The sequence below is a fragment of the Dactylosporangium aurantiacum genome (assembly GCF_000716715.1).
Lineage (GTDB): Bacteria > Actinomycetota > Actinomycetes > Mycobacteriales > Micromonosporaceae > Dactylosporangium > Dactylosporangium aurantiacum.
In genome coordinates this window covers 75,949-95,558 of sequence record NZ_JNYJ01000005.1, presented here as the reverse complement: position 1 = coordinate 95,558, position 19,610 = coordinate 75,949, and the positions used below count along the sequence as shown (strand labels likewise).

Annotated in this window: 25 protein-coding genes; 6 read left to right on the top strand and 19 right to left on the bottom strand. The window is 73.2% G+C overall.

What is annotated here, in order from left to right; translation table 11 throughout:
- Nucleotides 1-55: 55 nt before the first annotated feature.
- The 4 genes from dprA to OP18_RS62460 form a co-directional block, all read right to left on the bottom strand.
- Complete coding sequence (gene dprA / locus OP18_RS06580) at nucleotides 56-1,258, bottom strand: DNA-processing protein DprA (RefSeq protein ID WP_033357840.1); 1,203 nt, start codon at nucleotides 1,256-1,258, stop codon at nucleotides 56-58.
- Nucleotides 1,255-2,769 (bottom strand): YifB family Mg chelatase-like AAA ATPase, encoded by a 1,515-nt coding sequence (locus OP18_RS06575; protein ID WP_033357839.1) that lies wholly within the window; start codon nucleotides 2,767-2,769, stop codon nucleotides 1,255-1,257. Before OP18_RS06575 ends, dprA begins: the two co-directional genes overlap by 4 nt.
- Nucleotides 2,769-3,128, bottom strand: coding sequence for a YraN family protein (locus OP18_RS06570; RefSeq protein ID WP_033357838.1), 360 nt, complete (start codon nucleotides 3,126-3,128; stop codon nucleotides 2,769-2,771). The genes OP18_RS06575 and OP18_RS06570 overlap by 1 nt, the downstream gene beginning before the upstream one ends.
- 86 nt (nucleotides 3,129-3,214) lie before the next feature.
- The gene (locus OP18_RS62460; protein ID WP_156089326.1) at nucleotides 3,215-4,123 is read right to left on the bottom strand and encodes a bifunctional helix-turn-helix transcriptional regulator/GNAT family N-acetyltransferase; all 909 of its coding nucleotides are present in this window, start codon (nucleotides 4,121-4,123) and stop codon (nucleotides 3,215-3,217) included.
- Between the two features lie 107 nt (nucleotides 4,124-4,230).
- Between OP18_RS62460 and OP18_RS06560 the strand changes: the two genes are divergently transcribed.
- From OP18_RS06560 to OP18_RS06545, 4 genes are read left to right on the top strand one after another with little or no spacing between them, the layout of a single operon-like run.
- Nucleotides 4,231-4,503 carry an ACT domain-containing protein gene (locus tag OP18_RS06560; RefSeq protein ID WP_033357837.1) on the top strand — a complete coding sequence of 91 codons (273 nt, stop codon included), beginning with the start codon at nucleotides 4,231-4,233 and terminating at the stop codon, nucleotides 4,501-4,503.
- Between the two features lie 3 nt (nucleotides 4,504-4,506).
- Nucleotides 4,507-4,854, top strand: coding sequence for a hypothetical protein (locus OP18_RS06555; protein ID WP_033357836.1), 348 nt, complete (start codon nucleotides 4,507-4,509; stop codon nucleotides 4,852-4,854).
- Between the two features lie 47 nt (nucleotides 4,855-4,901).
- Nucleotides 4,902-5,789 (top strand): tyrosine recombinase XerC, encoded by an 888-nt coding sequence (locus OP18_RS06550; protein WP_052386306.1) that lies wholly within the window; start codon nucleotides 4,902-4,904, stop codon nucleotides 5,787-5,789.
- Nucleotides 5,790-5,840: 51 nt separating this feature from the next.
- Entirely contained in the window at nucleotides 5,841-7,001 is a 1,161-nt protein-coding gene (locus OP18_RS06545) for an aminotransferase class V-fold PLP-dependent enzyme (protein ID WP_052386305.1), read from the top strand.
- A 658-nt stretch (nucleotides 7,002-7,659) separates the two neighbouring features.
- Here the strand turns inward: OP18_RS06545 and OP18_RS54835 are convergent.
- The gene (locus OP18_RS54835) at nucleotides 7,660-8,139 is read right to left on the bottom strand and encodes a murein hydrolase activator EnvC family protein (RefSeq protein WP_313900952.1); all 480 of its coding nucleotides are present in this window, start codon (nucleotides 8,137-8,139) and stop codon (nucleotides 7,660-7,662) included.
- 129 nt (nucleotides 8,140-8,268) lie between these two features.
- Between OP18_RS54835 and OP18_RS56840 the strand changes: the two genes are divergently transcribed.
- Together OP18_RS56840 and OP18_RS56835 are read left to right on the top strand one after the other, a co-directional pair.
- Nucleotides 8,269-8,868: a hypothetical protein gene (locus OP18_RS56840; protein WP_033357833.1), complete on the top strand. Its 600-nt coding sequence runs from the start codon at nucleotides 8,269-8,271 to the stop codon at nucleotides 8,866-8,868.
- Nucleotides 8,869-8,949: 81 nt separating this feature from the next.
- Complete coding sequence (locus OP18_RS56835) at nucleotides 8,950-9,126, top strand: hypothetical protein (RefSeq protein ID WP_156089325.1); 177 nt, start codon at nucleotides 8,950-8,952, stop codon at nucleotides 9,124-9,126.
- A 31-nt stretch (nucleotides 9,127-9,157) separates the two neighbouring features.
- Here OP18_RS56835 and OP18_RS06530 read toward each other — a convergent pair whose 3' ends face one another.
- The 14 genes from OP18_RS06530 to ffh all read right to left on the bottom strand — a co-directional run bounded on the left by OP18_RS06530 (nucleotide 9,158) and on the right by ffh (nucleotide 19,609).
- Nucleotides 9,158-9,478, bottom strand: coding sequence for a DUF2469 domain-containing protein (locus OP18_RS06530; protein WP_033357832.1), 321 nt, complete (start codon nucleotides 9,476-9,478; stop codon nucleotides 9,158-9,160).
- Nucleotides 9,475-10,221 carry a ribonuclease HII gene (locus OP18_RS06525; protein ID WP_033357831.1) on the bottom strand — a complete coding sequence of 249 codons (747 nt, stop codon included), beginning with the start codon at nucleotides 10,219-10,221 and terminating at the stop codon, nucleotides 9,475-9,477. The genes OP18_RS06530 and OP18_RS06525 overlap by 4 nt, the downstream gene beginning before the upstream one ends.
- A complete protein-coding gene (locus OP18_RS06520; RefSeq protein ID WP_033357830.1) occupies nucleotides 10,221-10,679 on the bottom strand; it encodes an NUDIX hydrolase in 459 nt (152 codons plus the stop codon). The genes OP18_RS06525 and OP18_RS06520 overlap by 1 nt, the downstream gene beginning before the upstream one ends.
- Nucleotides 10,680-10,698: 19 nt before the next feature.
- Nucleotides 10,699-11,343, bottom strand: coding sequence for a signal peptidase I (lepB, locus tag OP18_RS06515; protein WP_033357829.1), 645 nt, complete (start codon nucleotides 11,341-11,343; stop codon nucleotides 10,699-10,701).
- Nucleotides 11,344-11,364: 21 nt separating this feature from the next.
- The gene (lepB, locus tag OP18_RS60345; protein WP_081970439.1) at nucleotides 11,365-12,177 is read right to left on the bottom strand and encodes a signal peptidase I; all 813 of its coding nucleotides are present in this window, start codon (nucleotides 12,175-12,177) and stop codon (nucleotides 11,365-11,367) included.
- 906 nt (nucleotides 12,178-13,083) lie between these two features.
- Complete coding sequence (gene rplS / locus OP18_RS06505) at nucleotides 13,084-13,440, bottom strand: 50S ribosomal protein L19 (protein ID WP_033357828.1); 357 nt, start codon at nucleotides 13,438-13,440, stop codon at nucleotides 13,084-13,086.
- A 96-nt stretch (nucleotides 13,441-13,536) separates the two neighbouring features.
- Nucleotides 13,537-14,253 (bottom strand): tRNA (guanosine(37)-N1)-methyltransferase TrmD, encoded by a 717-nt coding sequence (trmD, locus tag OP18_RS06500; protein WP_052386304.1) that lies wholly within the window; start codon nucleotides 14,251-14,253, stop codon nucleotides 13,537-13,539.
- Nucleotides 14,250-14,801, bottom strand: a complete 552-nt coding sequence (gene rimM, locus OP18_RS06495; protein ID WP_033357827.1) for a ribosome maturation factor RimM — start codon at nucleotides 14,799-14,801, stop codon at nucleotides 14,250-14,252. Before rimM ends, trmD begins: the two co-directional genes overlap by 4 nt.
- Before the next feature lie 3 nt (nucleotides 14,802-14,804).
- Nucleotides 14,805-15,062 carry an RNA-binding protein gene (locus OP18_RS06490; protein WP_033357826.1) on the bottom strand — a complete coding sequence of 86 codons (258 nt, stop codon included), beginning with the start codon at nucleotides 15,060-15,062 and terminating at the stop codon, nucleotides 14,805-14,807.
- Nucleotides 15,037-15,501: a 30S ribosomal protein S16 gene (gene rpsP, locus OP18_RS06485; protein ID WP_033357825.1), complete on the bottom strand. Its 465-nt coding sequence runs from the start codon at nucleotides 15,499-15,501 to the stop codon at nucleotides 15,037-15,039. The genes OP18_RS06490 and rpsP overlap by 26 nt, the downstream gene beginning before the upstream one ends.
- Nucleotides 15,502-15,681: 180 nt before the next feature.
- Nucleotides 15,682-16,332 carry a ribonuclease FAU-1 family protein gene (locus OP18_RS06480; RefSeq protein WP_033357824.1) on the bottom strand — a complete coding sequence of 217 codons (651 nt, stop codon included), beginning with the start codon at nucleotides 16,330-16,332 and terminating at the stop codon, nucleotides 15,682-15,684.
- 2 nt (nucleotides 16,333-16,334) lie between these two features.
- Nucleotides 16,335-16,985: a ribonuclease FAU-1 family protein gene (locus tag OP18_RS06475; protein WP_033357823.1), complete on the bottom strand. Its 651-nt coding sequence runs from the start codon at nucleotides 16,983-16,985 to the stop codon at nucleotides 16,335-16,337.
- Between the two features lie 7 nt (nucleotides 16,986-16,992).
- The gene (locus tag OP18_RS06470) at nucleotides 16,993-18,087 is read right to left on the bottom strand and encodes an amidohydrolase family protein (protein WP_033357822.1); all 1,095 of its coding nucleotides are present in this window, start codon (nucleotides 18,085-18,087) and stop codon (nucleotides 16,993-16,995) included.
- Nucleotides 18,071-19,609 carry a signal recognition particle protein gene (gene ffh, locus OP18_RS06465; RefSeq protein WP_033357821.1) on the bottom strand — a complete coding sequence of 513 codons (1,539 nt, stop codon included), beginning with the start codon at nucleotides 19,607-19,609 and terminating at the stop codon, nucleotides 18,071-18,073. The genes OP18_RS06470 and ffh overlap by 17 nt, the downstream gene beginning before the upstream one ends.
- Nucleotide 19,610 lies beyond the last annotated feature (1 nt).

The window sequence follows — 19,610 nt, the reverse complement described above, 5'->3', positions numbered from 1 at the left end:
GCCCATCACGGCCGGCGCCCCTCACCGCCGCCGGCGCCCGTGACGGCCGGCGCCGTCACGGCCGGGTCCGCGGGGCGAGGCGGTAGCCGCCGTCGGCGCTGACGACGAACCCGTGCTGCTCCAGCACCGGCAGGCTGCGCCGGGCATCGCGCCCCGCCACCCCGGCGACTGCGGCGATCTCCTCCGCCGTGCGGACCGCCCGCGGCGCCACCGCGTCGAGGACCCTGGCCTGGGTCGCGTCGAGGACGTCCTCGGGCCGCTCCTCGCCGTGGATGGGCTCGGCGAGCTCACCGACGTGGCCGACCTCCTCCACGATCTCCTCGACCCGGGTGACCAGCACCGTGCCGGGGGTGCGCAGCTCGACGTGGCAGCCGACCGACATCGCCGAGGTCACCGGGCCGGGCACGACCATGGCGGAGCGCTCCAGCCGGCGGGCGTAGCTCAGCGTGTTGCGGGCGCCGCTGCGGGAACCGGCCTCGACCATCACGGTGCCCCGGGTCGCCGCCGCGATGACCCTGTTGCGGGTCAGGAACCTGGTCCTGTGCGGCCGCGTCCCCGGCGGCCACTCGGTGATGAGCAGCCCCTCCTCGGCGATCCGCTCGAACACCGCCGAGTTGGACACCGGATAGACCTGGTCGATGCCGCAGGCCAGGACGGCGCAGGTCACGCCCCCGGCGGCGAGGGCGCCCCGGTGCGCGGTGACGTCGACGCCGAGCGCGCCGCCGGACACGACCGTCCACCCGCGCTCCGCCAGCCCGAACGCGAACTCCGAGGCGACGAACTGCCCGTAGCCCGTCACGGCGCGCGCCCCGACCACCGACACGGACCGCTCCAGGACCTCGTCGAGGCGGACCGGGCCGCGCAGCCACAGGCACAGCGGCGGGTCGGTGTCGCGGCGCAGCGCGTCGCCGTCCCGGCTGACCCGGGTGAGGTCGTCGAGCGCGGCGGGCCACTCGTCGTCGGCGGCCGTGACGATCCGGGCGCCGAGCTCGCCCGCCCGTTGCGTCATCGCGGCGGCGAGGGTGTCGGCGACGTGCGCGGTCCAGGCGTCGGCCGAGCCGGTCCGCGGGCCCAGGCCGGCCGCGTCGAGCCGGGCCTGGACGGCGCCGGCGAGCGGCTCGCCGACCCCGACGCCGTGCAACGCCATGGTCAGCGCCTCCGGCGCGCTTTCGCGGCGCACCAGCAGGCCGAGCTCCCGGCTGCCGGGCTCGACCAGGTGGGCCAGCGCCAGCCGCGCGGCCCGGTCGGTGGTGCTCATCGCCCTCTCCTTGATCGCATCTCGAGTGCCTCGTAGACGTCGTCGAGGCCCGGTCGGTCGCGGCCGTCGAGGTCGGCGACGGTCCACGCGACCCTGGTCATGCGGTCCAGCCCGCGCGCGGACAGCTGGCCGCGGTCCATCGCGGTGGACAGCGGCCGCAGCACGGTGCGGGGCAGCCGGAACCGCCCGGCGCGCAGGACGGCGGCCGGGACCTCCCCGTTGGACCGGGCGTGCGGCGCCCACCGGGCCGCCGCCGCCTGCCTGGCCCGCCCGACCCGCACCGCCACCGTCGCCGACGGCTCGGCCGGCTCGGCGTCGAACAGCGCCGCCGACCGCACCGCCACGACGTCGACCTGCAGGTCCACCCGGTCCAGCAGCGGCCCGGAGAGCCGGGACCGGTACCGGATGCGCACCCCCGGCGGGCACTGGCACATCGCGTCGCCGCCGGGCCTGGCGCAGGGGCACGGGTTCGCGGCGAGGACGAGCTGGGCGTTGGCCGGGTAGACCGTCTCGCCGTGGACGCGGCGCAGCCGCACCTCGCCGTGCTCCAGCGGCTCGCGCAGCGCGTTGAGCGCGCTGGCGGCGAACTCGGCGCACTCGTCGAGGAACAGCACGCCGCGGTGGGCCAGGCTGATCGCGCCGGGCTTGGCGATGCCGGAGCCACCGCCGACCAGGGCGGCGATCGAGGCGGTGTGGTGCGGCGCCTGCAGCGGCGCCCGGCGGATCAGGCCGGCGCCCGGCGGCAGCTCACCGGCGACCGAGTGCAGCGCCGTCACCTCGATCGCCTCCTCCTCGGTCAGCTCGGGCAGGATGCCGGGCAGCCGCTGGGCGAGCATCGTCTTGCCGGCGCCGGGCGGGCCGAACATCGCCAGGTGGTGCCGGCCCGCCGCGGCGAGCTCGACGGCCCGGCGGCCGCGCTCCTGGCCGAGGACGTCGGCGAGGTCGGCCGGGGCGGCCTGCGCCGGTGGGGTCCCGGGCGGCGGGTCGAGCAGCGCCTCGGTGCCGTGCACGAACCCGATGATCCGGCCGAGGCAGTCGGCGGCGCGGACCCGGATGTCGGGCACCAGCCGGGCCTCCTCGACGTTGCCGGGCGGGACGACGACGAGACCGGCGCCGGCCCGGCTCGCCGCGAGCACGGCCGGCAGGACGCCGCGGACGGGCCGCAGGGTGCCGTCCAGGCCGAGCTCGCCGAGGACGACGGCGTCGACCAGCAGCCCGGTCGGCAGGTTGGCACCCGCGGCGAGGACGGCGAGGGCCATGGCGGTGTCGAAGCCGGAGCCGTGCTTGCGCACGTGTGCCGGCAGCAGGTTGACGGTGATGCGCTGCTGGGGCCAGACGGCCCCGGAGTTGTGCACGGCGGCCCGGATGCGGTCGCGGGCCTCGGTGAGCGCGGCGTCGGGCAGGCCGGACACGACGAGGCTCGGCAGGCCGGGCGCGACGTCGGCCTCGACGACGATCACCTGCCCGACGACGCCCTGCAGGGCGACCGAGCGGATCTGCGCGTAGCCCATCAGAACGCCCCACGCAGGTGCTCGACGCCGACGGTGCCGCCGCCGAGCAGGATGCTCACCACGTCGAAGCGGACCTGCGGGTGCCGCCCGCCGGCGTGCTCGGCCAGCCACCGGGCGGCCAGCCGGCGCAGCCGGACGGCCTTGCGCGCATCGACCGCCTCCGCCGGCGCCCCGAACCTGCCGCCGCGGCGGGTCTTGACCTCGACGAACACCAGCAGCGGCCCGTCGCGGGCGACCACGTCGAGCTCGCCGGACGGGCAGCGCCAGTTGCGGTCGAGCACGACGAGGCCGCGGGCGATGAGGTGCCGCACGGCGAGGCGCTCGCCGAAGCGGCCCACGATCTGGTTCGTGTTGGTCATGCCGGGCAGCCTGCCGCGATCCGCCGGGCGGCGGGTGGCGTCGGCGGCGGATCTGTGGACAACTGGCCGCTTGTGGATAACCCGGGTCAGGCCAGTGACAACCGCCACTGCTCCTCGACCACGTCGACCCCGTACACCGACGCCGGCGTCGCGCTCTCCAGCTCGAACCCGGCCTGCTCGTAGAGGCGCCGCGCGGCGGTCAGCACGTCGTGCGTGTACAGGACCATCTCGCGGTACCCCACCCGCTTCGCGAACCGCACGCACTCCTGCACCAGGGCCCGGCCGACCCCCGCGCCCCGCGCCGACGGCTCGACGAACAGCAGCCTGAGCTTGGCCACCCCGTCGCCGGCGGCCACGCAGAAGATCGAACCGACCGGCGTGCCGTCGATCTCCGCGATCCAGCCCGCTTCGGTACGCGGGTCGTGCGCCGTCGCGTAGTCGGCCACGATCCGGGCGACGAGCGCTTCGAACGTGGCGTCGAGCCCGTACTCGGCGGCGTAGAGCGCGCCGTGGCGCTGCACGACCCAGCCGAGGTCGCCGGGCAGCGGCTGGCGCAGCACGACGGTGCGGGGCGCCGGTACACCGTCGAACACGGACCGGATCGTGGTCATCGCCGCGACCAGGCGCCGCCGGTCGACCTCCCCGACGCCGGTCAGCAGCCCGGCGATCTGCGCCTCCGAGCGGGCGTCCAGCGCCGCGAACGCCTCCCGCCCGGCCGGGGTCAGCTCGATCCGGCGGCGGCGGGCGTCCGCGGCGGAGCGGGACCGCGCGACGAGCCCGTCGGCCTCCAGCCGTCCCAGGATCCGGCTCAGGTACCCGGCGTCGATGTCCAGCACTCTGCGCAGCTCGGCCGTGTCGTGCGCCCGGTCGACGGCCAGCTCGTACAGCACCCGCACCTCGGCCAGCGAGTACGCCGAGTCGAGCAGTCCGGCCCGCAGCGCGCCGATCAGGTTCGTGTAGTAGCGGTTGAACTCCCGTACCGCTGCGATAGTCATAGTTGACAGAGTCAACGGTTCTTCTGACGAAGTCAACGACTCACCCCGAAAGCGCACCGACGTGGCGTCGTAACTGCGGGGAAACGCTGCGTCGCCAGGCTTGCCGCATGTCGTTGCGTCACGTGATCGTGCAACTCCCGGACCGGCCCGGCTCCCTCGGACAGGTCACCACGCTGCTCGGCCGGCTCGGCGTGGACATCTGGCAGATGCGGGTGCTGAGCCGCGACGGCACGGTCGCCACCGACGAGTTCACCGTCAGCGTCCCCGGCGTCGTGATCGACCGCTCGCTGCCCGGCCTGCTCGAAGAGATCCAAGGGGTGCGAGTCCTCGAAATGTGGTCCGTCGATACCGCCGCAGAGATAGCGGGCGCTATCGTGTAGGGCATGACCGCTCCCGCCGACAAGCTCGTGGAGCTGCTCGAGACGCTCCCCGCCACCACCCGCCAGGAGATCACCGCCTGGCTCCTCGACCGCGGCGCGCCGTCGCAGGCCAGCAGCGGCAGCCTGCTCGCGGCGGCCGTCGAGCTGCGCACCGGGGCCCTGACCGGCGCGCACAGCGCCCTCGGCGGCGTCCTGCCGGCGGGTGAGGAGAGCCAGCTGGTCACGTTCCGCCTGCCCGCGGAGCGGCACGCCGAGCTGCGCGCCTGGTGCTCCGAGCACGGGTTCACCATGGCGGCGGTGGTCCGTGGCCTGATCGAGCGTTTCCTCGAAGAGCAGTTGCGCCGCAAGTGACGGCGGCGGATGGCGTACGAGCGACGCATGAGCAACTGCCCGAGCCCATGCGCGCGGCGGTCGACGACTTCGCCAGGCACCTCGCCGCGGAGCGCAACCGGTCGGCGCACACCGTGCGCGCCTACGTCGGCGACGTCGTCTCCCTGCTCGCGCACGCGACCCGCGCCGGCGTCGCCGCGCCCGGCGACCTGACGCTCGCGGTGCTGCGCGGCTGGCTCGCCCGCCGCCGGGCCGCCGGCGCCGCCCGCACCAGCCTGGCCAGGCACGCCGCGGCGGCGAGGACGTTCACCGGCTGGGCGCACCGCGAAGGGCTCCTCGCCACCGACCCGGGCCAGCGCCTCGCCAGCCCGAAGGCGCACCGTGACCTGCCGACCGTGCTGCGTGCCGACCAGGCCGAGACCCTGGTGACGGCGCCGGCCGGCCGCGACGACGCCGTCGGCCTGCGCGACCGGCTGGTCCTGGAGCTGCTGTACGCGACCGGCATCCGCGTCAGCGAGCTCTGCGGCCTCGACCTCGGTGACGTCGACCGGATGCGGCGCGTCGTGCGGGTCGTCGGCAAGGGCGACAAGGAACGCGCGGTGCCCTACGGGCTGCCCGCCGAGCAGGCGCTCGCCGCGTGGCTGCGGCACGGCCGGCCGGCCCTCGCCGGACCCGCCAGCGGTGCCGCGCTGCTGCTCGGCGCCCGGGGCGGCCGGTTGCAGCCCACCGCGGCCCGCCGCCTCGTCGACGGCCACGCCCGCGCCGCCGGCCTGCCCCACACCTCCCCGCACGACCTGCGCCACTCCGCCGCGACCCACCTGCTGGAGGGCGGCGCCGACCTGCGCTCGGTGCAGGAGCTGCTGGGGCACACCTCGCTGTCCAGCACCCAGATCTACACACACGTCTCGATCGAGCGGCTGCGGTCGGCGTACGAGCAGGCCCACCCCCGCGCATGACTGCGCGCAACGCGGCCCGGCGCCGCCGACCCGGACATTAAGATCGTGGATGTGTCCGCACCGGAGCCGATTCCCGGCGCGCGCCTGCTGTTCTCCAACGACGCGGCGGTCGCGCAGTTCAACCACGGCTCGTTCGGCATGGTGCCGATCTCGGTGCAGCGCACCCAGCAGCGGCTGCGCGACGAGATGGAGGCCAACCCGCCCCGCTTCTTCAGCGTCGGGCTGGAGGAGCGCATCGCGCACGTGCGCCGGCACCTCGCCACGTTCGTCGGCGCCGACCCCGACGGCTCCGCCCTGATCGAGAACGCCACCACGGGCACCGCGACGGTCCTGGCCGGCCTCGACCTCTCCGCGGGCGACGAGATCGTCACCACCGATCACGGGTACGGCGCCGTCGACCTCGCCGTCGACGAATGCTGCCGCCGGACCGGCGCGCGGCGGCGGGTGGCCCAGGTGCCGCTCGCCCCGGACGACGACACCGCCGTCGCCGCGGTCCTGGACGCCGTCACCGGCCGGACCCGCCTGCTGATCGTCGACCACATCACCTCGCCGACCGCGCGGCTGCTGCCGGTCCGCCGGATCGTCGAGGCGGTCCGCGCCCGGGCCGGCGAGCGGGTCGCGATCCTCGTCGACGCGGCGCACGCGCCGGGCCTGCTGCACGAGCCGGCGGCCGGTGTCGGCGCCGACTTCTGGGTCGGCAACTTCCACAAGTGGGCCTACACCCCCCGCGGCACGGCGCTGCTCTCGGTGGCGCCCCGCTGGCGTTCCCGGATCAGGCCGCTGGTCGTGTCGTGGAGCCAGCCCGCCGGCTTCCCCGGCAACCTGGAGTGGGTCGGCGCCCGGGACTACACGCCCTGGCTGGCCGCGCCCGCGGGCCTGTTCGTCCTGCGGTCCCTGGGCGCGGATGCGGTACGCCGGCACAACGCCGCGCTCGCCGCGCACGGCCAGGCGCTGCTCGCGGCCGCTCTGGGTGTGACCGTGCCCGCCCACACGGGGCTGCCGATGACCGTCGTGCCGTTGCCGCCCGGCGCGGCGGACGACCCTTCCGCGGCCGCCGCCCTGCGCCGCCGGATCTCGGACGAGCTCACCACCGAGGTCGGCCTCAACGCCTGGCGCGGCAAGGGCTACCTGCGGTTGTCGGCGCAGGTGTACAACCGTGCCGAGGACTTCCAGCGCCTCGTGGACGGCCTGCCGAAGCTGCTGCGGCGCTGAGGGGAAAGTGTCGTACCCCGGGGGTAGGTTGCTGGGCATGACGGGGATTGAGCTTGCGGTGGGTGAGGACGTTTCGGCGAGCGGCACCGCGGTGAGCCGGCCGGCACCGTAGGAAGGCCGGCGCCGACGGGGCTGGGCTGAGGGCGGGCCGCCGCTCGGGGCACGATCCGGCGGTGAGGCCTCCGGGCGGTGCTCTGGCTGTCCTGGCGGTCGGCCGCCCGCACGCGGCGGCGTCGCTGGGCATGACACGGCGGTGTCACTGCGGGAGCGGGCGGGAACCGGGGCACGCGATCCCGGCACGCGATCCCGGCACGCGATCCCGGCACGCGATCCCTGCGAAGCGTCGTGAACGCGGCCACTCGGAACGCAACCCGGAGCGCGGGCTGCCACGAGCCCGGCCGCTCCCGCGGAGCGGAGTGCCGTGAGCCCTGCCGCTTCCCGGCGCAGCCCGGAGCGCCGCGTGCCATGAGCGCGGCCATCCTCACGGTGCGGAGTGCGGTGAGCCCGGCAGCGCAGAGTGCCGTGAGCCCGGCAGCGCAGAGTGCGGTGAGCCCGGCAGCGCAGAGTGCGGTGAGCCCGGCAGCGCGGAGTGCCGTGAGGGTGAGCCGCAGCGCAGCGGAGCACCTACGCGACCGGTCGACGGCACCGCCGAACAGGATCACCACGGGAGGAGGCGGACCTGGCCTCGGCGGAGCAGGGTCAGCGGGTCGAGGTACACGTCCCCGGCGCGCAGGCCCCAGTGCAGGCAGGCGGACTCGGGGCAGCCGGCGTGTCCCGCCCGCAGCGTGCCGAGCGGCGTGCCCGCCGACACCACCGTGCCGGCCGGGATGACGGCGTCCACGGGCTCGTACGTGGTGCGCAGGCCACCCGGGTGCGACACGCTCACCACCGGCCGCCCGGCGACCATGCCGGCGAAGGCGACCACGCCCGGCCCGGCGCTGCGCACCATCGTGCCGGGTGTGCCGAGCAGGTCCGCCCCGCGGTGGCCGGCCTTGTACGGGTCCGGCGGTGGCTCGAACCGCCGGGTCACGGCCACCGGCGGCGCCAGCGGCCAGCGGAAGGTCCCCGGGGCCCGCTCGAAGGCCGGCGGGCCGCGGAACACCACCGGGCCGCCGAGCGGCGCGACACGAGCCCCCACCGATCCGGCTGGAGCACCCAGGCGGACCACGCCAGGAACGACACCCAGGCGGACCACGCCAGGAACGACACCCAGGCGGATCACGCCAGGAATGACACCTGGGCGGACCACGCCACGGACGACACCCAGGTGAACCATGCCGGGAACGGCACCCACGCGAGCCACGCCAGGGACAGCAACCAGGCGAACCGTCCAGGAAACCAGGCGACCAGGCTCACCGACACAGCGAACAGCGCCAGGGACGAAGCCACTGATACCGGCGACGAAGCCACCAGCACCGGCGACGAAGCGAACATCACCCGGAACGACCCGACCCGGACCGCGGGCAACGCGATCAGCCCCGGAGACAACGCAGACAGCACCGGCGGCGCCGCGGACGGAAACAGCGATCACGCCAAGAGGGTCAGCGACAACGCCAGCAGGGACAGCGACGACAGGGACAGCGACGACAGGGACAGCGACGACAGGGACAGCGACGACAGCGTCAGCGACGACAGCGTCAGCGACGACAAGGTCAGCGACGACAGCGTCAGCGACGACAGGGACGCGGACGACGCCGACCCGATCGGGGGCGGCGCTGGCCTCCGGAGGCCCCGCAGCCGCCGCCGTGAGCAGGCGCGCGAGCGTCGACCGCTCAGCCAGCGCGGGCGCGACAGCCGGACCAGCGAACGAGAGCGCTACCAGTACAAGAGCGAACAGGCGCATCGGCATGCGGCGGAGCTTCGCTGAGCGCCGCCCTCACCGGCAACCGGCCGGCGGCCAGGCTGTGGACAGCGTGGGGCTTGTGGACGGGCGTGCGAAGATCGGCGGATGAACGGCGTGCGGGCGGTGCTGGTGACGGCCGGGATCATCCTCGTGGGGATGGTCGCGTGGTGGTTGGTGAAGCTGCTCTTCGGGCTGGCGTTCTACCTGATCTTCGGCCTGATCGTGATCGCCGGCGGCTACTACCTGTACCAGAAGGCGACACGGCCGACCCGGCGCCGGTAGGAAGGCGCCGAGCCGGCCGGGGACGCGGCTGTCAGCCGCCGAAGCCGTTGTCGGGCAGGGAGATGTCGGGCTTCTCCAGCTCTTCGACGTTGACGTCCTTGAAGGTCATCACCCGCACGTTCTTCACGAACCGGGCGGGACGGTACATGTCCCAGACCCAGGCGTCGTGCATCTCGACCTCGAAGTAGACCTCGCCGTCGGAGTTGCGCACGTGCAGGTCGACCTGGTTGGCCAGGTAGAACCGGCGCTCGGTCTCCACCACGTAGGAGAACTGGCGGACGATGTCGCGATACTCCCGGTAGAGCTGGAGCTCCATCTCGGTTTCGTACTTCTCGAGATCTTCGGCGCTCATCGCGGTCCGCCTTCCATAGCCACATTGTCGCCCACTTGCGCCGGCACCGTCGCGGCCTCGCCGGGCGCCACGCCGACGTTACCGCGCCTTGGCCTCCGCTGCCCCACCGCCGCCACGTTCGCGTAGGAGAAACGGTGCTCGGCGCACGGGCCGTGGGCCACGAGCGCCGCCTGGTGCACCGGCGTGCAATAGCCTTTGTGCTCGTCGAAGCCGTATTGCGGGTGCTCGGTGTGCAGCGCCCGCATGATCCGGTCACGGGTGACCTTCGCCACCACGCTCGCCGCGGCCACACAGGCCGCCACCTGGTCGCCCTTCCACACGGCGAGGCCGGGGGCGCCGAGGCCGTCGACGCGGAAGCCGTCGGTCAGGGCGTAGTCGGGGCGCTCGGCCAGGCCGGCGAAGGCGCGGCGCATGCCGGCGAGGTTGGACACGTGCAGGCCGCGGCGGTCGATCTCGCCCGGCGGGATGACCACCACCGACCAGGCGGTGGCGCGGGCGACGACCTCGTCGTAGATCCGCTCCCGGGCCGCGGCGGTGAGCAGCTTCGAGTCGTTGAGCTCCTCGATCTCGCCGCGCCGGCCCTGCGGCAGGATGACCGCGGCGACCACGAGCGGCCCGGCGCAGGCGCCCCGGCCGGCCTCGTCGGCGCCGCCGACCCGCTCGAAGCCACGCCGCTGTAGCGCCCGCTCCAGGGCCCACAGGCCGGCGGCGCGGTGCACGACGGTGCGCGGTGGGGCCAGCATCAGACCACCGCCCGCAGCAGGTCGGGCAGGTCCGGCGGGTAGAAGCGGTCCTCGGTGGTCTCCAGCGCCGCGGCGGACCACCAGCGGGCCTCGTCGATGCAGCCCTGCTCCACGTCGTTGAGCCGCGACAGGTCGATCTGCGTGCCGGCGGCCCGCGCGACGAAGAACGACTGCTCCTGGGAGTACCAGTGGCCGTCGAAGGGGAACGACACGGTGTCGGTGCGGACCGGGCCGACCATCTCGTCGGCGCGGAAGCGCAGGCCCGTCTCCTCGAACGCCTCGCGGACCGCGGCCTCGAGCAGGGTCTCCCCCGGCTCCAGGCCGCCGCCGACGGTGAACCAGTAGGTGTGTTCGGGGCGCGCGGGGTCCCAGCCGTGCAGCATCAGCACGCGGCCGTCCGGGTCGAGCAGGAGCACCCGCGCGGCCCGGCGGTCGATGTGTCCCCCGTCGTGGGTCATACGACGAGACTACGACGTCTCACTTCGCTGTCGGCGCCGGCACCTTGTCGAAGGTTTCGGGCACACTGAGCCATTTCGCCCTGGAGAACGGCCAGAACACCACGAACGCCCTGCCCACCACGTCGTCCTCGGAAATGGTGGCCTGCATGGGGTCCTTGTTGTGGCGCAGGAAGTTGTACCGGGAGTCGCCGGATCTCGACCGGTGGTCCCCCATCACCCACAGCCGGCCCGCCGGGACGGTGACGTCGAACTGCTCCTCGCTGGGGAGGTCCTGCAGCCCGCTCTCGTCGGCGTAGATGTAGGTCTCGTCGAGGGCCTTGCCGTTGACCGTGATGCGCTGCTTGTCGTCGCAGCAGACCACGTGGTCGCCGCCAGTGGCGATGACCCGCTTGATGAAGTCCTCCTCGGACGGGTCGTTGCGCCACGAGTCGGGGGCCTCGAAGACGATGACCTCGCCCCGGTGCGGGGACCGGAAGTCGTAGACGAGCTTGTTGACGAGCACTCGGTCGCGGATGAGGAGGGTGTTCTCCATCGACTCGGAGGGGATGTAGAACGTCTGCAGGACGAAGGCCCGGACCACGACAGCGACGATGATCGCCACGCCCAGCAGCACGGGCAACTCGCGCCAGAACGTGTTGGGGCGCTTGGTCTGCTCGTCAATCACGCCCTGAAGGGTACGTGCTCGTCACCATCGGCGACGCCTCAACCGCTCCTGACGCGCCGAACGGGTCGAAACCGTGAGAGAAACCGCGAGTGGGGCAAGTACCATATCGGGCACCAAAGGTAATTCGGGCGCCTTGGTCACTCTAGGGCCCGCCGGCCCCGCCGCACCCTTCGGCACGTTCTTGAATGTGTCGGGCACCGGCAGCCAGTCCCATCGCCCGCTCGGCCACAGGATGACGAAGGCCCGGCCGATGACGTTCTCGATCGGCACCTGGCCCTGGCACCGGGAGTCCTGCGACACGCCCCGGTGGTCGCCCATCACGAACATCTGCCCGGGCTCGACCTTGATCGGGCCGAACCGGCGCGCGGTGCACTGCTTCGGGTTGGGTGTGGCGTCCAGGGGCGAGTCCTCGTAGACGTACGCCGACTCGTCCAGCGGGTACCCGTTGACGAAGACCCGGCCCTGCACGTCGCAGCAGGACACGGTGTCGCCGGGCAGGCCGATGACCCGCTTGATGAAGTCCTTCTCGCCGGGCTGGCTGAACCCGACCAGGTCGCCGACGGTGCGGCCGAGCTCGGCGAAGAACCCGGCGTCCTTGTCGACCTGGTTCTCCGGCGCCCAGTTGGCCGGGCCCTCGAACACGACGACCTCGCCCCGCTGGGGCTCGCGGATGTCGTACAGCACCTTGTTGACCAGCACCCGGTCGCCGACGAGGAGGGTCTCCTCCATCGAGCCCGACGGGATGAAGAACGCCTGCACCAGGAACGTACGGATGAGCACCGCCAGGCAGAACGCGACGATCAGCAGCAGCGGCAGCTCCTGCCACAGCGGCATGTTCTTGCGCTTCTTGCGGACCTTGCTGCGCCAGGAGCTGGCGCTGTCGTCGTCGTAGGCGCCGCGGGTCCGGGCCGACGCGCCACGGCCGCGGTCGTAGCCGCGCTCGCCGGTGCGGCGCCCGTCGTGGTCGCCGCGCTCGTCGTAGCCCCGCGCGTCATAGCCGCGCTCGTCATAGCCGCGGGCGTCGTAGCCGCGCTCGTCATACCCCCGGGCGTTGTAGCCCTGGGCGTCGTACCCGCGGTCGTCGTAGCCCCGGTCGTCGTAGCCGCGGCGGTTGTAGCCCCGCGTGTCGTAGCCGCGCTCGTCATAGCCGCGGGCGTCGTAGCCCCGGTCGTCATAGCCCCGGTCGTCGAAGGCGCGGTCGCGCACGACCGGCGGCTCGTCGCGGTCCCAGCGGCCCCGGCCGCGCTCGCGCCCGGCGTCCCAGCCGGCGTCACGGCCACCGTACGGGTCGTCCCACGACCGGCCGGACTGCGACCAGTCGCCCCGGTCGTCCCCACGGTGCGGGCCCCGGTCGTCGCCGCGATGCGGGCCCCGGTCGTCGCCACGGTGGGCGGCGCGGGCGTCGCCGCGGCCCCAGGCGTCGAACGTCGGCTGGCTCTCCTGCCGTCCGCCGCCCGGCTGCCCCCAGTAGTCGTGGTCGGGGTAGGTGTTGCCGCCGAAACTGAGCTGCCCACGCTCCCCGCCCTCCTGGTCGAGGGGGCGGCGCCGTGGGGGTATGTCATCGCCGCGATCGTCGTAACCATCGCGGCCATAGTCGCTTGCCATCGGCGTCAGCCTAGAGGCACAAGACCAAATTGGGGAGCCCGGCACCGGTTGACCGGAAAGCGAGCTTTCAGGTGAACGACGACGAGGAGGACCCGTGCCCGGGCCCTCCTCGAAGGAAGTCGATCAGGGTGCGGCTCAGCCGACCTTGGTCTCGCGCTTCTCCTTGATCTTGGCCTTCTTGCCCCGGAGGTCGCGCAGGTAGTAGAGCTTGGCCCGGCGCACGTCACCGCGGGTCACGACCTCGATGCGGTCGACGGCGGGGCTGTTGACCGGGTAGGTGCGCTCGACACCGACGCCGAAGCTCACCTTCCGGACCGAGAAGGTCTCCCGCAGGCCGTCACCCTGGCGACGGATCACGACGCCCTGGAAGACCTGGACCCGGGACCGGTTGCCCTCGACGACCCGCGCGTGCACCTTGATGGTGTCGCCGGCGCGGAAGCTCGGGATATCGGTCCGCTGCGACATTGCGTCGAGCGCGTCCAGCGTGTTCATCGCGGCAGTTCCTCGTCACTCAAGGCACGCCCGATCCATGGCGCGCGGATGTCAGATGATCAAGAGGTGCGCAGGCGTCGGCCCGCAGCAACCCCACTACTTTGCCACATCGACACCCGGAACCTGAAATCCGGCCCCCGCGAGAAGGTCCGGGCGGCGCTCGGCGGTGCGGCGGAGCCCTTCCTCGCGCCGCCAGCGGGCGATCTTGCCGTGGTCGCCGGAGCGCAGCACGTCGGGCACGTCCAGGCCGCGCCAGGTCGGCGGTTTCGTGTACATCGGCGCCTCCAGCAGCCCGGCCGCGTGCGACTCCTCCACGAGGGAGTCGGCGTTGCCGAGCACGCCGGGCAGGAGCCGGGTGACCGCCTCCAGGACGACCAGCACGGCGACCTCGCCGCCGAAGAGCACGTAGTCGCCGAGCGAGACCTCGCTCACCCGCATCCTGGTCGCGGCGTGCTCGATCACCCGCTGGTCGATGCCCTCGTAACGCCCGCAGGCGAAGAGCAGGTGCGGGTCGTCGGCCAGGGACCGGGCCGCGGCCTGGGTGAAGGGCGCGCCCGCGGGCGAGGGCACCACCAGGTGGGTGTCGGGGCCCGCCAGCTCGTCGAGGGCCTGGCCCCACGGCTCGGGGCGCATGACCATGCCGGGACCGCCGCCGTAGGGCGTGTCGTCGACGGTGCGGTGCACGTCGTGGGTCCAGCGGCGCAGGTCGTGCACGGCCAGCTGGAGGATCCCGGCGCCGCGGGCCTTGCCGATCAGCGACAGGTCCAGCGGGGCGAGGTAGTCCGGGAAGATCGTGACGACGTCGACCCTCATAGGTCGAACAGGCCTTCCGGCGGGGTGATGACGATCCGGCCGCCGGGCACGTCGACCTCGGGGACGATCTCGCGGACGAACGGCACCAGGCCGGTGCGGCCGTCGGTGAGCCGCACGACCAGCAGGTCGTGCGCGGGCGCGTGGTCGATGCGCAGCAGCTCGCCGACCTTCTCCCCGGCCGCGTCCACGATGGCGAGGCCGACGAGGTCGTGGTCGTTGAACTCGTCGGGATCCGTCGGGGCCGGGATGGTGGCGCTGTCGACGCAGAGCAGCACGCCGCGCATGTCCTCGGCGAGGTTGCGGTCGTAGATGCCCTCGAAGACGACGAGGAGCCGGCCCTGGTGCGGGCGGACCGACTCGACGGTGACGGTCGCCGGCGGGCGCCAGGCACCGGCCGGGACCTTCTGCAGATGCCGGACCGCCGTCGAGTCGGTCACCAGGACCGACCCGACGGCGAAACGATCTGCCGGATCATCGGTGCGGACGTCAACCACGACCTCGCCGCGGATGCCGTGCGCCCGAAATATCTGACCGACGACGAGGAGCATGGATCAGTACGCGTCGACGATCTCGACGCGGACGCCGCGACCGCCGATCGACGTGATCACCTGGCGCAGCGCCTTCGCGGTGCGACCACCGCGGCCGATCACCGTGCCGAGATCCTCCGGGTTGACGCGGACCTCGAGGCGCTGACCGCGACGGGAGTCGACCATGCGGACGCGGACGTCGTCGGGGTTGTCGACGATGCCCTTGACCAGGTGCTCCAGCGCGGGGCGCAGCACGTCAGGCCTCCGTGCCGGCGCCGGCACCGGTCTGCTCCTCAGCCTGCGCGGCCGGGGCCTCGGCCGCGGCCTCCTTCTTCTTCGGCTCGGCGGCCTTCTTCGCCTTCGGCGCCTCGGCGAGACCGGCGGCGGCCTGCGCCTCGGCCTCGTAGGTGGCGCGGCGGTCGGGCGCGACGGCCCGGACCTTCAGCGGCTCGGCCGGCGCGGGCAGACCCTTGAACTTCTGCCAGTCACCGGTCTTGGAGAGGATCGCCTGCACGGCCTCGCTCGGCTGGGCGCCGACCGACAGCCAGTGCTGCACGCGCTCGGAGTTGACCTCGATGCGCGAGGGCTCCTCCTTCGGGTGGTAGAGCCCGACGAACTCGATCGCCCGACCGTCACGCTTGGTGCGTGCGTCGGCGACGACGATGCGGTACTGCGGGTTGCGGATCTTGCCCATCCGCAGGAGCCGGATCTTGACGGCCACTTGGTTGCTCGCTCCTGGATCTGTGTGGAAGCCGAGCGAACGTCCGGACACCGTGGGGATTGGCGCCTTCGGCTGCTCTGATGGAAAGGACCCGACGCCGGGTTAGAGGGCTCGACGCGAAACCTGATACCAGCCATCCATTGTGCCAGACCCACTACCGACCGCAAAAACGGATGGCGGTCATCGGGCCGGCGGCCGATCCCAGCCGGGCTCCAGCGACGGCAGCGTCCAGTGCGCGGGTGGGGTGAAGTCGGTCCACGTGCCGTCGAACGGGAACATGCCCGCCTCGATCTCCGTGACCACCCGCTCGCCCTCGGCGCGCACGGTGGCCTCGTCGGGGACCCAGTAGTGCTCCGGCAGGGCGAGGCGCTCCAGGAACTCCTCCTCGTCCTTCCAGCGCCACGAGCGGTCCGGGGCCACCACGATGTCGAGGTCCCAGTCGGTGACGTCGACGCCGCTGGTGCCGCCCTCGTCGCTCCAGCGCACCGCGGGCAGCTCGAGGTTGACGTACCAGTTGGTGAAGCGCCCCTCGTCGTCGTGGAACCACCAGACCGAGTGCGCGGGGTCGCCGGGCCGGTGCAGCTTGAGCACGCCGGGCCCGTTCCAGGTGCCCTCCTTGAGCGCGGTGCCCCGGGTCACGAACTCGGCGAACGGCATCGTGCGCATGCCGAACCCGTCGCCGGAGACCTCGTTGACGACCGGCGTGCCCCGCGCGATCCACACCAGCAGACCGCGCTCGTCGTCGGAGACGACCCTGGCCGGGCGGACCCAGCCGAGCCTGCCCCGCCGCACGTTGCGGTGCATGATGACCTGCCCGGGCGTGAACCTCACGCTCAACGGCGCTCCCTCGGTCGGTCCCAGCCCTCGACGACGGGCGGCGGGACGCTCCAGCCGGCCGGCGGGCGGAAGTCGGTCCAGGTGCCGTCGAACGGCCACGCGCCGGCCTCGATCGCCGGCACGATCCGCCGCCCCTGCTCCCAGACCGCCTCGGCGTCGTCGACCCAGTAGTGCTCGGGGAAGGCGAGGCGCTCGGTGAACTCGTCCTCGTCCTTCCAGTCCCAGCGGCGGTCCGGCCACACCCAGATGTCCAGGTCCTGGTCGGTCAGGTCGACCCCGGCCACGTCGCCGTCGTCCCAGGTGACCGACGGCTCCTCCAGGTTGACGTACCACGCCCGGAAGCGGCCGGCCGGGTCGAACAGCCACCACACCGAGTACGCGGCGCCGCGCGGGTTGAACTTCAGGATGTCGGGCCCCCGGTACACATCCTGGATGATCTTCTTCGGCGTCTCCACCCATTCGGCGAAGGTCATGTCGCGCGGACCCCGGCCGTCGACGGTGACCTCGCGGACGAGCGGGCTGCCGGTCGTCATCCACAGGCGCGTGCCGAGCTCGTCGTCGGCGACGACCCGGGCGAGCGGGGCCCAGACGAGCGTCTCGCGGGCGAAGTGCCGGTGCAGGATCACCCGTCCGGGACTCAGCGCCACCCGTCGATCATAGGACGACCCGCCCCCTGAGAACGATCCTCCGGGGCCGCAGCAGCTCGGTCAGATCGTGGCGTGGATCACCGTCGTAGACGACAAGGTCGGCGAGCCCGCCCTCGACCAGGCCGGGGAAGCCGAGCCACGCCCTGGCGCCCCACGAGCCGGCCCGCAGCACGTCCTCGGCCGGGATGCCGGCCTCCCGGTGCAGCAGCAGCATCTCCTCGGCGGCCAGTCCGTGCGCGATGCCGCCGCCGGCGTCGCTGCCCACGTAGATCGGCACGCCGGCCTCGTGCGCCTGCCGCACCACCGACGGGAAGCGGTCGCGCAGGGCGAGCATGTGCCGGGCATAGGTGGGGAACTTCGCCTCCGCCGCCGAGGCGATCCCGCCGAACGTGGCAATGTTGATCATGGTCGGCACGAGGGCGGTGCCCCGCCGCGCCATCTCGGCGATGTCGTCCTCGGACAGCCCGGTGCCGTGCTCGACCGAGTCGACGCCGGCGCGCACGAGCGCGGCCACGGACTCCTCGGCGAACGTGTGCACCGCCACCCGGGCCCCGGCGGCGTGCGCGGCGGCCACGGCGCCGGCCATCGACTCCAGGTCCCAGGCCGGGGCGAGGTCGCCGACGCCCCGGTCGATCCAGTCGCCGACAAGCTTCACCCAGCCGTTGCCGAGCCCGGCCTGCCGGGTGACCTCCTCGGCGAGCGACGCGGCGCCGACCTCGACGCCGATGTCGCGCAGGTAGCGCTTCGGCGGGGCGACGTGCCGCCCGGCCCGCGCCAGCCGGGGCACGTCCGGGTCGTCGTCGAGCATCGCGTACGGGATCGGCGAACCGGCGTCCCGGATCGCGAGCACCCCGGCGTCACGGTCGACGAGCGCCAGGCCGCGGGCCGCCTCGACCCCGGCGGAGGGGTGACCGCCGGGCGCGATGCCCAGGTGGCAGTGCGCGTCGACCAGCCCCGGCAGGACGAACCCGCCGGCGGCGACGGTCTCGGCGCCGGGCACCGGCTCGAACGTCACCCGGTCGCCGACCAGCCACAGGTCGCGGCTGGTGTCGTCGGGCAGCAGCACGCCCCGGACGTGCAGCGCGTCAGGCGTCCTTGTCACGCTTCTGCAGCTTCGAGAAGTCGAGCTTCGGCAGCTTGAAGCCGGCGGGCAGGCCGGCCGCGTTGGGGTCCATGGCCGCCGGGTCGAACCCGGGCGGCAGCTGCGGCATGCCGCCGCCGATCCGGGGCTGCCGCACGCCGCCGCCACCGCCGCCCTTGCCGCCCTTGCGCTTGTTCTTCGGCGACTTGGTGGCCTTGCGGCGCATGCCGGGCATGCCCATCATGCCGCCCATCTGCTTCATCATCTTCTGCGCGTCGGCGAAGCGGTTGAGCAGCTGGTTGACGTCGGTGACGGTGACGCCGGAGCCGTTGGCGATGCGGACCCGGCGGGACGCGTTGAGGATCTTGGGGTTGGTGCGCTCGCCCGGGGTCATCGAGCGGATGATCGCGGTGACCTTGTCGAAGTGCTTGTCGTCGATCTCGGCCAGCTGGTCCTTCATCTGGCCCATGCCGGGCATCATCGCCAGGACGTTGGCGATCGGGCCCATCCGCCGCACCGCCTGCAGCTGCTCGAGGAAGTCCTCCAGGGTGAACGTCTCGCCGCCCATGATCTTGGCGGCCATCCGCTCCTTCTGGTCGTCCTCGAAGGCCGCCTCGGCCTGCTCGATGAGGGTGAGGACGTCACCCATGCCGAGGATGCGCGAGGCCATCCGGTCGGGGTGGAAGACGTCGAAGTCCTCGAGCTTCTCACCGGTCGACGCGAACATGATCGGCTGGCCGGTGACGTGGCGCACCGACAGCGCGGCACCACCGCGGGCGTCGCCGTCGAGCTTGGACAGCACCACGCCGGTGATGCCGACGCCGTCGCGGAACGCCTGGGCGGTGCTGACCGCGTCCTGACCGATCATCGCGTCGATGACGAAGATGACCTCGTCCGGGTCGACGGCGTCGCGGATGTCGGCGGCCTGCTGCATCATCTCGGCGTCGATGCCCAGGCGGCCGGCGGTGTCGACGATGACGATGTCGCGCATCTGGCGCTTGGCGTGCTCGATCGACTCGCGGGCGACGCTGACCGGGTCGCCGACGCCGTTGCCGGGCTGCGGCGCGTAGACCTCGACGCCGGCCCGGCCGCCGAGGACCTGCAGCTGGTTGACGGCGTTGGGGCGCTGGAGGTCACAGGCGACCAGCAGCGGCTGGTGCCCCTGCCCCTTGAGCCACCGGGCGAGCTTGCCGGCCAGGGTGGTCTTACCGGAGCCCTGCAGGCCGGCGAGCATGATCACGGTCGGCGGGGTCTTGGCGAACTGCAGCCGGCGGGCCTCGCCGCCCAGGGTCGCGACCAGCTCCTCGTGCACGATCTTGATGACCTGCTGGGCCGGGTTGAGGGCCTTGGACACCTCGGCGCCGCGGGCGCGCTCCTTGAGCCGGCTGATGAAGTCCTTCACGACCGGCAGGGCGACATCGGCCTCGAGCAGCGCGAGGCGGATCTCCCGGGCGGTCGCGTCGATGTCCGCGTCGGTGAGCCTGCCCTTGCTCTTCAGCTTCGAGAAGATGCCGGAGAGCCGGTCACTGAGGGTGTCAAACACG